The following is a 15,563-nucleotide window of genomic DNA, read 5'->3' on the forward strand; positions in this document are numbered from 1 at the left end:
TACCACGACGGAATGCTTCTGTATCCCAGATGGCCTTTCCTTCTTTTAATAATTCTACAAGACGTTCTTGACTATCAAACTTTGTGCGTCCTACAATTTCTCCAAGTAGGGATGTTAAATGACCAATGTTAGATGCTAACGCCTTACTACGAACAACCGCTAATGGTACAAATGCATCACGTTCATTATGGATAGAGACTGGCAATACATCCATGGTATAGCCGCCTAAATGTAGATTTATTTCTTTTGCTATCTCTGCATAGGTAAAACGTTCTGTATCTAGTCGGCCTAATACATCTGACAATAGCTCTGCATAGAATAATTCATCTTCTCGCAAGGATTCCATATTGAAATACAAGCTAACATAGTTAATGCCACGAGCTGGTACATCAATGTGATGCACATGAATACCTTTATGGTCAATTTCACGACGTGGTGTTACTTCTACTACAGGAGAAATATCGGACAATTCTAATAAAGGAATTGTTGCCAGTGCTTCTTCAGAATCTACGGCTTGTTGCATTTCTTTTAATTTTGCTGTTTGATCAATAATATGGGCTATTTCTTCTTCACTCATATTTGATTTAATAGCCGCTAGTTTAGCAGTCTCTTCTTGTTCTTTTTTCTCTTGCAAACCTTTTTCTGGATACAGAGAAACTAAGCCTTTATGCGTGTTATCTAAAATATAGGTACGCAATAAGTTTTCATAGAAATCGGTAGATAATCCTTCACGAAGTGCTTTCAATACTGGTTCATATTGTAACAATTCAATAGGATCTTTATCATATAACCAATTATCCATCACTCGTAAGCCGTACGCAAGACCAATTGGACGCCCTCCAAAATCAGCTTCCCGCAAAATGAACTCAATACGATTTAAGGATGCCTCTAACAATTCCTTATCTAAACCTGCATCTACTAATTGGCGTAATGTATTTTCCACCACTTCTTGCAACTGTGCTTGTTTTTCTATTTCAGAACCTGTGACACTAATTTCAAATAATGGCTGACGAATCCCATCCATGTAAGCGCCACTTACATCACTACCAATATTTGCTTTCACTAAAGCTTCTTTCAACGGCGCTGAGCCAGATGTAAATAAGGCATGATTCAACACTTCAAAAGCTAAGCTTTGAGTAAATGACATTTCTGGGAATACATAGGTTAAGGAATGAATGGCTTTGCCCTTATCACTTTCATCATTACCAATACCATATGGGAAAGATGCCACCACTGGTTCAGATAAAGGAGCTTGCATGGCAATGCTAGAATCTACGTCAATAGCCTGGAAGTTTGACAAATATTCCCCATCGATAAATGCTAAGGTTTCTTCAATATTCATATCTCCATATAAATAGATATAGCTATTGGACGGATGGTAATAAGAATCGTAGAAAGCTTTAAAGTTTTCATAGGTCAAATCCGTAATATTGTCAGGATATCCACCAGAATCATGCCCATAGGTAGTATCAGGATATAACAATTTCATCTTATAATGATCTAATTGAGAGTCAGGTGAGGAATAAACCCCTTTCATCTCGTTATAGACAACGCCTTTATAGGTCAGTGGATCTTCTGGAGATTCCAATTCATAATGCCATCCCTCTTGCATAACGATCATCGGATCCTTAGCTACACGAGGATAGAACACGGCATCCAAATAGACATCCATCAAATTATGAAAGTCTGCATCATTCTTACTTGCTACTGGATACACTGTTTTATCAGAGTATGTCATAGCATTTAAGAATGTGTTCAAAGAGCCTTTTACTAGTTCAACAAAGGGCTCTTTTAAAGGAAATTTGCGAGAACCACACAGCACAGAATGTTCCAGAATATGAGCTACCCCTGTGCTATCATGAGGGGGTGTACGGAATGCTACATGAAATACTTTATTTGTATCTTCCGTATCTATGTATAACAAACGAGCACCAGATTGCTCATGCTTAAGCATGTAGGCTGTGCCATTCACCTCTTGAACAGGTTCAATTCGCTCCACACGAAAGCCTGCATAGACTGTATCTAACTTCATAATACCTCTTTTCTATCTACTAAACATGCAACGGCCATCCCTAGTAAACTAGTTCTGACCGTTGTTATATATGTGTATAACATTTTGTCATAATGCTAACTAATTATATCATGTTCTCACTGAGAATCATAATACAAACAAATGGATAAGACCGGCAAAAATCCAAATGACAGTTCCCCATTTATACGCTTTTCTACCAATCCCAAAAGCAATGCCATGACTCATATTATATCGTGTCACTCCATAAGGAATCAGAATATACAATAACCAAGCAAGAATCATATAGGAAAATTCTAAGCCATACCGTACATGCGCTGCCAACAAACCTACGATGAAAATAGTATCCCAAATCCAACGATCATATACATTCTTAGGTACTTGTTGCCCTTCTAAAATAGGGCGCAAATGAGATACCGATACAATTTCTAACACTTGTACTAGGGCCATACCTAATGCAATAGCACAAATAGTTTGTACAATGGTGACTCCATCAATTCCTAACAATGTAATATTCCCAGTCACACCATACACAGCAACAACAATCATACCCAACAATTGTAATGCTTTTGTAACTTCTTCTTTTTGCTGTTCCTTCACCGTCGATTGTTCATAAAACATACGTTGAAAGGGTGTAGAAATTCGATTCAATACTAAAGCTACAAAAATTGCCATCATAGAAACCATATTATACCTCCCCTAAAAATACAGTTAATAATCGATTTAACTCAATTTGGTCATAGGTACCCATCAACTCACGTGCGGAATGCATGGCCAACAGTGGTAAACCTACATCCATAGTTCGCATCACTAATTGCGCTGAAGAAATAGAGCCTACTGTAGAGCCTCCTGGAATATCCGATCGATTCACATAAATTTGATGCTTAATGCCATGAGTCTCACATAAATCGGTCACAATCGCTTGTGCCACCGCATCTCCCGCATAGGATTGAGAGCTAGCTATTTTTAAAACTACGCCACCATTCAAAGTTGGGTAATTTGTAATATCATTTTTCTCGCCATAATTAGGATGATATCCATGAGCCACATCAGAAGAAATCATGAACCCTTTGGCAATATCCGCCTCACAAGCTTCTTCTGAGAATCCTAAAGCACGGTACACACGGCGTACTACATTTGGTAATAACAAGGAGGCTCCTCCTTGTTTTGTACGACTTCCCACCTCTTCGTGGTCAAATAGAAATGCCATACGAATCCCTGTAGCATGTTGTTCTTTGGCACTTACAATTCCTTGTAAGCAAGCATAACAGGATGTAAGATTATCTAATCGTGGTGCACTGATATATTCCGCATCAAAGCCAACGGTTTCCACTGTATCCGTATTATACACGGTCAACTCATACGATAAAATATCTGCTGGTTCACAGCCAATTTCTTCGGCTAATAAGGCTTTTAATAAAGTTTTGTCGTCTTCGTACTCCGTGCCAAGGCCACGCATTAAAATGAGTGGTAACATCTCTTTTTGCTTGTTAAACACAGCCTTTTCATTAACTTGTCGATTCATATGAATCGCTAAGCTAGGGATAGTAGCCACCGGCTTTGCTATATCTACGTAATGTGTCTCTAGGTCTAACCCTTTTCCTTTTGTCACTACCACACCAGCCAGAGAAAGAGGTCGATCGAACCAAGTATATTGAATTAATCCACCATAACTTTCTACATTCAGCTTACCATACCCTTTGTCCGTAATCATGGCATTAGGCTTCACCCGGAATCCAGGAAAGTCTGTATGAGCAGAGGCAATCCGTAATGTCTCTCTTGGATGTTCTCCAATATGGACTGCCACTAAAGTAGTACCATATACATCAATGACATAATCCCCTGCCACCAAATTCCATTCTTCGTCCATCGATAAAGGTGTAAAACCTTGTTCCTCTAAGCGACGATAAGACTCCTCCACCGTATGATACGGTGAGGTAGAGCTTTCAATATAATCAAAAAAGTCAGCATACATAGTTGCGACTTTATTCTGTTCACACATAGTTCCTCCTATGAAAAATACCATAGGTACAACGTACACTATGGTATTGTCCACGCTTACTCTGGTAAGCCTACTGATTCTAAATTTGTTGTTGTTATGGTTTCAATCTCACCGGCATCACACAACTCTGCTACTTTAGGATCAATTGGTAGTCGGCCTAGTAACAATAAATTGTATTTTTTCAATACTTCATCAATGTGACTTTCACCAAAGATTTTATAATCTTTTCCATTATCTGGGCAATGGAAATAAGCAAAGTTTTCCACTACACCAATAATAGGTACTTGCATCATATCCGCCATTTTTACAGCTTTTTCCACAATCATAGATACTAAATCTTGAGGGGATGTAACCACGATAATACCGTCCAATGGTAAGGATTGGAATACTGTCATGGCTACGTCTCCTGTTCCTGGAGGCATATCCACGAACAAGTAATCTACATCGCCCCATACTGTATCGGAGAAGAATTGTTTTACCACATTACCTACCACAGGACCTCTCCAAAGGACTGGATCCGATTCATCATCTAATAGCAAATTCACAGACATCACTTTCACGCCATTTTTAGACACGATAGGATACATCAATTTACCATCATCGCTACGCACTTTGTCTTTCAAACCAAATACTTTTGGAATGGATGGACCTGTAATATCTCCATCAAGAATCCCTACAGATTTGCCTTTACGAGATTGACTCACTGCCATCAAACTTGTGACCAAAGATTTACCAACACCGCCCTTACCGGATACAATGCCGATGACCTTTTTCACATGACTTCTATCATTTGTTTTTACTGTCAAATCTACTGGTTGTTGCGTGCCACATCCGCTAGAAGATGCGCAACCGCCGCAACCACCGTTATCTCCACATGCCATTATAAACCTTCTTTCTATATGTCTGAAAGCCCTTAGAACTTTCTTTACCAATATAAGTACTGCCATTCACACCTGTGAATGCATGGTATATCCTATATATCTATAGGTATATTCCTATTATATCATAGGATATAAAAATTTTGTAACACTCTCATATAAGATAAGCGCAACATAGTCATAAGTAACCAAAACAATTACCTTATATATGTTGCGCTCGTAATTCATCTTTATAAAATACATGTGCAGTGGAAATACTTAGTCCCCACAATACTCACGTGTCAATTCTCCAATAATTTGCATCCCTTTGCGGATGTCTTCAAGAGATGGCACAGTATAGCTTAAACGGAAGTGTTGTCCATAGGGAACGCCATCAGCAGCAAAAGCTCCACTTTTCACAATGCCTACTTTTCGCGCAATGGCCTCTTCAAAGAAAGCGTCACAGTCCACATGGTCTGGCAAGGTCATCCATATAAACATTCCTCCCGTAGGTTCTGTTAAATGTACTTTAGAACTACCGTATTGACGAAATGTATCTAACATAACATGGCATTTTTCTTGATACACCTTACATACCTTTTGGATTTGCTCATCATAATCGATATGTTCTAACAAATGACTCACTACACGTTGTGTGACTAATGGCATTTGACCATCACAATTGTTCTTCATCACTTGGATAGCTTGGATTACTTCGCTTGGACCATACAAAAAACCAACTCGCAATCCTGCAGAAATCGTTTTAGAATAGGACCCTGCATAGAGCACACGATTATCCGTATCCATTTCTTTGAAAGTAGGCACTCGCTCACCGCCAAAGCGAATTTCTCCATACGGATCATCTTCGTAAATGAACAAATCATAAGCTTTTGCAATTTCATAAATGGCTTTTCTTCGTTCTAAAGGCATAGTAATACCTGTAGGGTTTTGAAAGTTAGGAATCAGATAGATATATTTACCTTTTCCAGATTTTGCCGCTTTTTCTAGGGCTTCTGGAATCATACCATCCCCATCGGTAGGAATGCCTACCGCTTTGGCTCCCACACTACGTACCGCATTAATCGCACTGGTGAACGTATAGGCATCCATGTACACTTCATCGCCAGCATCACACACTGTGCGAGGTACTAACCCTAAATCTTGGCCTGCCCCGATGGACAATAACAACTGTTGGTTTTGGGTAGGCATATGATGCACATGTACCAAACGATGCAATGTTTGCTCTGCTAACTTCGCATCTCCTTGCATAGGACCATATTGTAAAATCTCTAATGGATTCGTATGTACAATGTAGTCAAAGGCAGCTTGAATTTCCGCTACTGGCACCACTTCACCAGCTGGATTTCCTATCCCAAAACTAATAAATCCAGGAATCCCTGCGCCCCGTTCAAACACATCTCGAATGAAATTAGGTCCTTTGCTAATAGACCGTTCTGGCAATACAAATGCCATAAGAATCACTCCTTTTATATTTCTTATTTATTTCAATACTATAGCTATACAATCATAAAACATCAAATATATAATAAAAAAACTATGTATAGGATACGCGTATATAACTGATAGTTACACCATATCCCTCTCAGATATGATAAACAGGAGCAACAGAGTTGCTCCTGTTTTTGCATGTTATATACTATAGCCTACATCATAATTTATACCATAACTTGGCATATATCTGACATACTGAGACAATATAAATCGTATCATCTAGTTTGCTACATGCGCTTGTTCTTCAATAGTTAACAAGCAATCGCCACTTTCAATACGGCTACCTTCACGAACATGGATGACACCTACCACACCAGATACTGGCGCTGTAATAGTAGTCTCCATCTTCATCGCTTCTGTCACTACAAGGGCATCACCTTTTTTCACAGCTTGACCCACTTGTGCCACAATTTTCACCACAGAACCGGATAAAGTAGCACCTACCTCACCAGGTTTGGTTGGATCCACTTTATGACGCACTACACCTGTTGTTTTAATGTGTTTGTCATGAACTTTAATCGTTCTAGGTTGACCGTTTAATTCAAACAACACATGACGTGTACCATCTTCATCAGCTTCACTCATTTGAATGTATTTAATCACCAATGTTTTACCTTGTTCGATAGTCACTTCTACGCTTTCACCGCGTTTCATACCAAAGAAGAAGGTTGGTGTGTCAAGTACACTCACATCAGAATAGTCATGTTTGAACGTGCTATAATCAGCAAATACCTTGGAATATAAGCAGTGAGCAATCACATCTTCATCTGTAGTACCTGCTCCTTTCTCTGCTAGTTCTTTACGAACCGCTTCAAAGTCAACTGATGGCAACATAGCACCAGGGCGACCATCCAATGGTTTTTCACCTTTTAAGACAATTTGTTGTAACCGTTCAGGGAATCCCAAATATGGAGTACCAATGTAGCCTTTGAAGAATTCCACCACAGATTGTGGGAAGTCCAATGTATCCCCTTTGTCGTAGATATCTTGTTCTGTCAAATTATTTTGAACCATGAACAAAGTCATATCCCCAACAATTTTAGAAGATGGCGTTACTTTGATGATATCACCAAATAGCATACTCACTTCATGATACACACGTTTAATGTCTTCCCAACGCTCTCCAAGACCCACACTTTTCGCTTGTTGTTGTAAGTTTGAATACTGTCCACCAGGCATTTCATGTTGGTATACCGTTGTATTTGGATACGAAGATGTATGATCTACTCCTTTGTAGTATGGACGAATAGAACCAAAGTAGTTGGATGCTTCTTCCATATAGGCTACATTCATAGTTGGTTGACGATCATGTCCAGTCAAGCCATAGTACATAGAGCTCATGCTAGGTTGACTTGTACCATTGGCAAAAGCAGAATATGCTAAGTCGATAATATCTACTCCTGCATCTACCGCACGACCATAGGAGTATATAGCATTGCCAGAACCTTCATGGGTATGTAAGTGAATTGGTAAGTCTACGGCATCTTTTAATGCGCTTACTAAGTTATACGCTGCTTGAGGTTTTAATAAACCAGCCATATCTTTGATAGCTAAAATATTAGCCCCTGCTGCTGCCAGTTCTTTACCCATATTGACATAATATGCCAAGTTATATTTATCACGGCGAGGATCTAATATATCTCCTGTGTAGCATAAAGCCACTTCTGCTACTTTACCTTGATTACGAACTTCATCGATAGCAACTTTCATATTATCTAAGCTATTTAAGCTGTCGAAAATACGGAATACATCGATACCATTTTTGCCAGCCAATCGGATAAATTCACGCACCACATTATCCGCATAGCTTGTGTATCCTACGGCATTAGAGCCACGAAGTAACATTTGTAACAAGATGTTTGGCACTTGTTCACGGAACATGCGCAACCGTTCCCATGGATCTTCATGCAAGAAACGATACGCCACATCAAACGTTGCACCGCCCCAACATTCTAAGGAGAACAAATTAGGCAATCCCTTCGCAACACGACCGGCCACACGAGCCATGTCTGCAGTACGCAAACGAGTCGCAAACAAGGATTGATGCGCATCACGCCATGTGGTATCTGTAAACAATACTTTTGGTTGTTCTTGAATCCATTTAGAGAATTTTTCTGGTCCTAATTCATCCAATTTTTGTTTTGTACCTGCTGCTGGTGCACCTGGCACATTAGATGGCATAATGAGAGGGTCAAATGTTGGTACTTCTTCTTTATGTCCATTGTAACCATTGACAGTTACATCAGCGATGTAGCGAAGAAGCTTTGTACCTCTATCTTTATCTTTTTTAAGTTGAACAATTCTGGATGTTCGTCAATAAAATGAACATTGTAATCCCCAGATTGGAACACTTCATGTTCTAATACATTCACCAAGAAGTGCACATTCGTTTTTACACCACGAATACGGAACTCCCGCAAGCAACGCAACATTTTACGGATAGCTTCTTCTGTGGACAACGCCCAAGATGTAGCTTTTACTAGCAAGGAATCATAATATGGTGTAATAACTGCACCGGTGAAAGCATTACCACCATCTAAACGAATACCAAAACCACCAGAGCTACGGTACGTAATTAATTTACCTGTATCTGGCATGAAATTATTGTTTGGATCTTCTGTAGTAATACGACATTGGATAGCTACGCCTTCACAACGAATATTTTCTTGTGCAGGAATGGCTACCGCTTCACTGTGCAATGCATGACCTTCGGCAATGCGAATTTGCGTATGTACAATATCGATGCCTGTGATCATTTCTGTCACTGTATGTTCTACTTGGATTCGAGGGTTGACTTCAATGAAATAGAAGTTTCCATCTGCGGTTACCAAGAATTCTACCGTACCAGCGCTGACATAGTTCACATGTTTCATGATTTTCACAGCGGCTGCACAAATACGGTCACGCAAATCACGGGATAAAGCAAAGGCTGGCGCCACTTCTACTACTTTTTGATGTCGACGTTGGATAGAACAATCCCGTTCATGTAAATGTACGATATTGCCATGTTCATCACCGATGATTTGGACTTCGATATGTTTTGGCTCTACAATTAATTTTTCTACGTACACATCATCATCGCCAAAAGCCATTTTTGCTTCAGATTTTGCACGATCATAAGCATCGCGAAGTTCTTCATATTTTGTTACTTCACGCATACCACGACCACCACCGCCATTCACGGCTTTGATCATCAATGGATAGCCATATTTCTCAGCAAATGCTTCTAATTCTGCAAAGTCTTTCAATGGACCATCACTGCCAGGAATCATCGGTATATCTGCTTTTTTGGCTTGAATACGAGCATTTACTTTGTCACCGAACATCACTAAATGTTCTACTTTAGGACCGATGAACGTAATCCCTTCTTCTTCACAACGTTGTGCAAAATGTGCATTTTCAGATAAGAAGCCATACCCTGGATGGATCGCATCTACGTCATGTTCCTTCGCAATACGAATAATATCTTCAATATCTAAGTATGCATCTACAGGTTTTTTACCTTCCCCTACTAAATAAGATTCATCGGCTTGATTGCGATGTAATGAAAGTGCATCTTCGTTAGAGTAAATAGCCACTGTGCGAATGCCCATTTCGTTACATGCACGAAGTACACGAATAGCAATTTCACCACGGTTTGCTACTAATAGCGAGCGTATTTGTTTCATCATAATCCCTCCTCAACTTTGCATATTCCAGTATTACTACCATTAGGAATAGACATTTGTATACCTCATTATACTCCTAAACGTTGAAATTAGCTAGATATAAACAGTGGTTATTGGTAAAGTTCCTAAAAGAATTATATGAACATAAAAAAAGCCGATATACGACTTTTATCTATACGACAGAGTATGTATATATTTTTTGTAATCATTGACCATATTATCACTTTCTATGATATGATAAATTATATAATCTACATTTGGATACATATATAATTTACTCAACTACAAGGACATCTATGCAACCTATTTTATATTTCACACTTTCATTAGATCATGCTCCATGCTCCATGAATCAAGCTATCCGAGAGCAAAAAGTATCACAAGCTATGCGTCGCCGTCTTCGTCGTGAAGGCTCGTTCCTTGTGAATGACAAAACCGCCACTTGGGATACCTTACTACATCCAGGTGATTCCGTAAAAGTTCACCTCACTAAAACATCACACATCGACCCTACCCCTATGGACCTAGACATTGTCTTTGAGGACAACCATCTGCTGGTCATCAATAAACCTGCAGGCATGCTTATACATCCTACTTCCTCTGAAAGATACCACACACTTGCCAACGGCGTATTAGCATACTTTGAAAAACAAGGTATGAACGCTAGCTTTCACCCCATCCATAGACTAGATAAGGACACCTCTGGTCTCGTTATCATTGCTAAGAATGCCTTGGTTCAACATGCTTTCACCAAGCAGCATTCACGCATCCAAAAAGTATACGATGCTATAACCGATGGTATTATTCCTATCAGTAAGTTATCCATTCATTTCCCTATTGCTCGCTTAGAGGGTAGCATTATTGAACGTTGTGCTCATCCACTAGGGCAACCTGCCCATACAGATATAACTGTAGTTCGACAACATCCACATCATACTCATGTGCGCTGTTATCTGCACACAGGACGAACTCACCAGATTAGAGTCCACCTTAGTGCTTTAGGATACCCACTCGCAGGCGATGATTTATACGGAGGCTCCTTAACGTGGCAAACCAAACAATGCCTCCATGCCACAGAACTACATTTTATCCATCCTATGACACAAGAGTGGATCACATTGCAAGCACCATTACCAGAGTATTTTAATAAAATTCCATAACAAAAAAACTGACATACTCTAAGAGCATGCCAGCTTTTCTCAAATCAAGTTAAATTTTATTGTTGCAACCTAATACATTTTTAATTTTATGTTGCACCATAGCTTGGATAGCCTCACGGCCAGGTCCCAAGTATTTACGAGGGTCAAATTCAGCAGGATTGTTTGCTAATACTTCACGAATGCTTGCAGTCATAGCTAAGCGCAAGTCTGTGTCGATGTTAATTTTGCACACTGCCATTGTGGCTGCTTTACGAAGCATATCTTCAGGCACCCCTTGTGCGCCTGGGATAGCACCACCAAAAGAGTTACATTTTTCTACGAATGCTTGTGGTACAGAAGATGCCCCATGCAATACGATTGGGAAGTTCGGTAATAATTCGCCTACTCGTTGTAAACGACCAAAATCTAAGTATGGAGTGCCTTTAAATTTATAAGCACCATGGCTTGTACCGATAGCAATCGCCAAGGAATCAACGCCAGTTAAACGAACGAATTCAGCGGCTTCCACTGGATCGGTAAACAACGCATCTTTCTCGCTAACGTTTACGTCATCTTCCACACCTGCTAAACGACCTAACTCACCTTCTACTACAACGCCATGTTTATGAGCATATTCCACTACACGAGCTGTCAATTCTACATTTTTTTCAAAAGGATGTTTAGAGCCATCAATCATAACAGAAGTAAATCCGCTATCGATGCAGTCTTTACAAATTTCAAAATCATCACCATGATCCAAATGCAAAGCAATAGGAAGGTCTGTATCAATTAAAGCGGCTTCCACCAGTTTTGTTAAGTACACAGGTTTTGCATATTTACGTGCTCCTGCAGAAACTTGCAAAATCAATGGTGCTTGCTCCACTTTCGCCGCATCCACAATACCTTGGATAATTTCCATGTCGTTTACATTGAACGCACCAATTGCATAGCCGCCAGCATAGGCTTTTTCAAACATCTCTTTTGTAGATACTAATGGCATAATGGGCCTCCTTGTAGTATATAATTAAATACATTATTAATGACTATATATAGTTATTATACCGTATCTACTAGAGCGATTCAAGAAAAATCTATGTTCTCAAATGTAGTCAATCTTATTGAGAGAGTACTGATTCTATGGTACAATTAAAAGTAAGTCTTTCATAGATTCAATCGAATCTTTCAGTATAGGAGATATCATGGTTAATCGATTTTTACAAGGTACACTCATCTTGACGATTGCGGGGTTTGTGGTAAAAGCTATTGGTAGCTTGAACTGGATTTTTTTATCCCGTGTTCTCAGTGGTGAAGGTATCGGTATCTACCAAATGGCATTTCCAGCGTACTTATTGGCTCTGCAGCTATCTAGTGCAGGAATCCCTATTGCCATTTCCATTATGACCGCGGAAAAATTAGCAAAATATGATGTATTAGGAGCCCAGAAGGTTTTTTCCATTTCTTTTAAAATGCTATTTGTCCTCGGCCTATTGTTCAGTATTGCCGTCTACGGTTCTGCCCAATGGCTTATTGACATTAATTTCATTACAGACCCAAGAGCCTACTATTCTTTAATTGCTCTATCACCAGCAGTCTTCTTCGTCACTCTCATTTCTTGTTATCGAGGCTACCTACAAGGATGGCAAATGATGACTCCTACGGCGATTAGCCAAATTGTAGAACAATTACTGCGTGTAGTGGTCATGCTTGGAGCCGCATACATCTTACTCCCCTATGGATTAGATGTAGCTGCCGGTGGGGCTAGCCTAGGCGCTGGTATCGGAGCGGTCGGCGCCTTAGTGGTACTCATGTACTATTACTATCGCCTACCAAAACAATTAGACGAACCAATGATAACTACAGAACCACCTGAAAGTTCTAAGTCTATCATTCGTCGTTTAATCAACTTGTCTATTCCTATTGCTTTAGCCAGCATGATGCTGCCTATTGTAGCCATGTTAGATGTAGCGATTATCCCACGGCGATTAATCGATATCGGGTATCCGCTCCATGAAGCTACAGAGCTATACGGATATTTATCAGGCATGGCGGTGCCTCTTATCAACTTGGCAACCATCATTACGGCGGCCATTGCCACGAGCATTGTGCCAGCTGTTTCCAATGCTGTATCCATTAAAGATATAAAACAAGTCTACTATCGCACGGCAGGTTCTATGCGGTTAACCTTCGTAGCAACGATTCCTTTCACGGTGATGCTATACGTTTTGGCAGAACCAGTAGTATCCACTATTTATAACGCACCACGTGCAGCAGAAGCAACGCAAATCTTAGCGTGGGCCATCTTCTTTTTAGGTCTTCACCAGGTGACGACAGGTATCTTGCAAGGTTTAGGAAAACCACGTATTCCTGTCATCAACATGGGAATCGCAGCCATTGTAAAAGTCATCTTAAACTGGGAGTTAACAGCTATCCCTGCCTTAGGTATTGGCGGTGCTGCTTACGCCACTGTAGCCGATATTGGTTTTGCTGCTCTATTGAATCTTATCTGGATTCATCGTCACACAGGATACTTTATCGACCTTATCTTGTTAGGAAAAAATATTATCTCCGCCTCTATCATGGGCGTGGCCATGTACTATTTCTATCCGATCTTACAAGGAAATATTCCTACCTTCTTTAACATTATGATCACCGCTATCATAGGTGCACTTATCTATGTAGCTATCATGATTGTGCTGAAAGGTTTAAATAAAAACGATGGAGCTCGATTACCTGTTGTGGGACGATTCTTTAGATAATTAACAAAAATATATTAATATACCCTTGAAGGATCACTTTCAAGGGTATTTTTTATAGATATATTGCTAACTGCTACTATCATTTATATATCTCTATCACTCTATGTAGCAATATCAACTAAACATTCTGAAAGGTAGCAAAAAAGAACAGCCCAAAAGGACTGTTCTTCTATACACAACCTATTATATAGGTCATTATCTATTTATTTTACGCGTTTTTAGCAATTTCTACTAATTTCGCGAATGCAGCTGCATCATGTACTGCCAAGTCAGCCAACATTTTACGGTTGATTTCCACACCAGCTTTTGTTAAACCAGCGATGAAACGGCTGTAGGATAAACCATTCATACGGCTTGCTGCATTGATACGAGCGATCCATAATTTACGGAACTCACGTTTTTTAGCACGACGGTCACGACGAGCATAGTATAATGCTTTCATTACGGATTCGTTTGCTTTTTTGAATAAGCGAGAACGTGTACCGCGGTAACCTTTAGCTAATTTTAAGATTTTTTTATGACGTGCATGCGCTGTTACGCCTGTTTTTACTCTTGCCATTATTGTATTCCTCCAATATCGTTATATGTTACTAAAATATTTGCATCTTATGCGTATGGTAAGCATTTCACTACGCGTTTGTAGTCAGATTTGCTAACCAATGTAGCTTTACGAAGATTACGTTTACGTGCTGGAGATTTTTTCTCTAAAATATGGCTTTTGAAAGCTTTTGCACGTTTGAATTCACCACTACCTGTTACTTGGAAACGTTTAGCCGCTGCGCGACGAGTTTTAATCTTTGGCATTATTCTTCCTCCTAATTACCTTTTTTAGCTAAAATCATTGTCATGTTTCGGCCTTCTAGTTTCGCTTCTTTTTCAACAACCGCTTGGTCAGTTAATTCACCAGCAAAACGAGTCAGCACATTAAGCCCCAATTCTGGGTGGCTCAATTCACGACCGCGGAACATGATCGTTACCTTAACTTTATTACCATCACCTAAGAATTTAGCTGCATTTTTAAGTTTTACATAAAAATCATGATCTTCGATGTGAGGACGAAGCTTAACTTCTTTCAATGTGAAAGTTTTTTGCTTCTTCTTTGCTTCTTTTTCGCGTTTTTGTTGCTCATAACGGTATTTACCATAGTTCATAATGCGACAAACTGGTGGTTTACCATTAGGGGCTACTTCTACTAGATCTAAATGTTGTTCTTCTGCCATAGCTAACGCATCACGAACAGACATAATACCTAACTGATCATTATCTGCACTTACGACACGAACTTCGCGAGCACGGATTTCTTCATTAATACGCGGTGTATCTTTGCTAATACTAGTCACCTCCAAAGGGATAAAAAAATCGGATGGCACAAGGCCACCCGAGCATAGTTTATAACTATCTGTACCCAACATTTCATGACATCAGGTGAGAAACGGATGGTTTCTACTTGTTAATACCTAATTAGTATACGCTATTAATTCTTATTTGTCAAGAATTCTCCCTTTAAATTTATATATTATCTACAACTTTCCAACAATATACTTTGTAAAATTACCATCATATTATAAAAGAAATTTACCTTCATACAAACTGATAAAAA

The 15,563-nt window shown here is 39.5% G+C and carries 11 protein-coding genes, 1 pseudogene and 1 other annotated feature; of the genes and pseudogenes, 2 read left to right on the forward strand and 10 right to left on the reverse strand.

Translation table 11 applies throughout. The features are described 5' to 3' along the window. From HMPREF9200_RS07490 to HMPREF9200_RS07515, 6 genes and pseudogenes are all read right to left on the reverse strand, one after another. Positions 1–2,032 (reverse strand): insulinase family protein (locus tag HMPREF9200_RS07490; protein WP_009354127.1); only part of this gene is annotated, 2,032 nt, incomplete at its 3' end. Between the two features lie 126 nt (positions 2,033–2,158). Next, positions 2,159–2,716, reverse strand: coding sequence for a hypothetical protein (locus tag HMPREF9200_RS07495; protein ID WP_009354134.1), 558 nt, complete (start codon positions 2,714–2,716; stop codon positions 2,159–2,161). Between the two features lies 1 nt (position 2,717). Continuing rightward, entirely contained in the window at positions 2,718–4,031 is a 1,314-nt protein-coding gene (locus HMPREF9200_RS07500; protein WP_009354122.1) for a M18 family aminopeptidase, read from the reverse strand. A gap of 56 nt (positions 4,032–4,087) precedes the next feature. Next, positions 4,088–4,912: an Mrp/NBP35 family ATP-binding protein gene (locus HMPREF9200_RS07505; RefSeq protein WP_009354132.1), complete on the reverse strand. Its 825-nt coding sequence runs from the start codon at positions 4,910–4,912 to the stop codon at positions 4,088–4,090. Positions 4,913–5,167: 255 nt separating this feature from the next. Continuing rightward, positions 5,168–6,361: a PLP-dependent aminotransferase family protein gene (locus HMPREF9200_RS07510; RefSeq protein ID WP_009354129.1), complete on the reverse strand. Its 1,194-nt coding sequence runs from the start codon at positions 6,359–6,361 to the stop codon at positions 5,168–5,170. 258 nt (positions 6,362–6,619) lie between these two features. Next, a pseudogene (locus HMPREF9200_RS07515) lies at positions 6,620–10,068 on the reverse strand (pyruvate carboxylase). Positions 10,069–10,364: 296 nt separating this feature from the next. Here HMPREF9200_RS07515 and HMPREF9200_RS07520 point away from each other — a divergent pair. Then, the gene (locus tag HMPREF9200_RS07520) at positions 10,365–11,228 is read left to right on the forward strand and encodes an RluA family pseudouridine synthase (protein WP_009354143.1); all 864 of its coding nucleotides are present in this window, start codon (positions 10,365–10,367) and stop codon (positions 11,226–11,228) included. Between the two features lie 49 nt (positions 11,229–11,277). On the opposite strand, the gene fba is transcribed toward HMPREF9200_RS07520, so the two are convergent. Continuing rightward, positions 11,278–12,207: a class II fructose-1,6-bisphosphate aldolase gene (gene fba, locus HMPREF9200_RS07525; protein WP_009354139.1), complete on the reverse strand. Its 930-nt coding sequence runs from the start codon at positions 12,205–12,207 to the stop codon at positions 11,278–11,280. A gap of 199 nt (positions 12,208–12,406) precedes the next feature. Here fba and HMPREF9200_RS07530 point away from each other — a divergent pair, with 199 nt between their 5' ends. Further along, positions 12,407–13,963, forward strand: coding sequence for a polysaccharide biosynthesis protein (locus HMPREF9200_RS07530; RefSeq protein ID WP_009354131.1), 1,557 nt, complete (start codon positions 12,407–12,409; stop codon positions 13,961–13,963). Between the two features lie 208 nt (positions 13,964–14,171). Here the strand turns inward: HMPREF9200_RS07530 and rplT are convergent, their stop codons facing one another. From rplT to infC, 3 genes are read right to left on the reverse strand one after another with little or no spacing between them, the layout of a single operon-like run. Then, positions 14,172–14,522 carry a 50S ribosomal protein L20 gene (rplT, locus tag HMPREF9200_RS07535; RefSeq protein WP_009354133.1) on the reverse strand — a complete coding sequence of 117 codons (351 nt, stop codon included), beginning with the start codon at positions 14,520–14,522 and terminating at the stop codon, positions 14,172–14,174. A 47-nt stretch (positions 14,523–14,569) separates the two neighbouring features. Then, the gene (gene rpmI / locus HMPREF9200_RS07540; RefSeq protein ID WP_009354135.1) at positions 14,570–14,767 is read right to left on the reverse strand and encodes a 50S ribosomal protein L35; all 198 of its coding nucleotides are present in this window, start codon (positions 14,765–14,767) and stop codon (positions 14,570–14,572) included. Between the two features lie 11 nt (positions 14,768–14,778). Then, on the reverse strand, positions 14,779–15,303 hold the full coding sequence (gene infC / locus HMPREF9200_RS07545; RefSeq protein WP_009354125.1) for a translation initiation factor IF-3: 525 nt from the start codon (positions 15,301–15,303) through the stop codon (positions 14,779–14,781). Positions 15,304–15,308: 5 nt separating this feature from the next. Next, positions 15,309–15,418 (reverse strand) — a sequence feature (ribosomal protein L20 leader region). Positions 15,419–15,563 lie beyond the last annotated feature (145 nt).

The organism is Veillonella sp. oral taxon 780 str. F0422 (assembly GCF_000221605.1).
Taxonomy (GTDB): domain Bacteria; phylum Bacillota; class Negativicutes; order Veillonellales; family Veillonellaceae; genus F0422.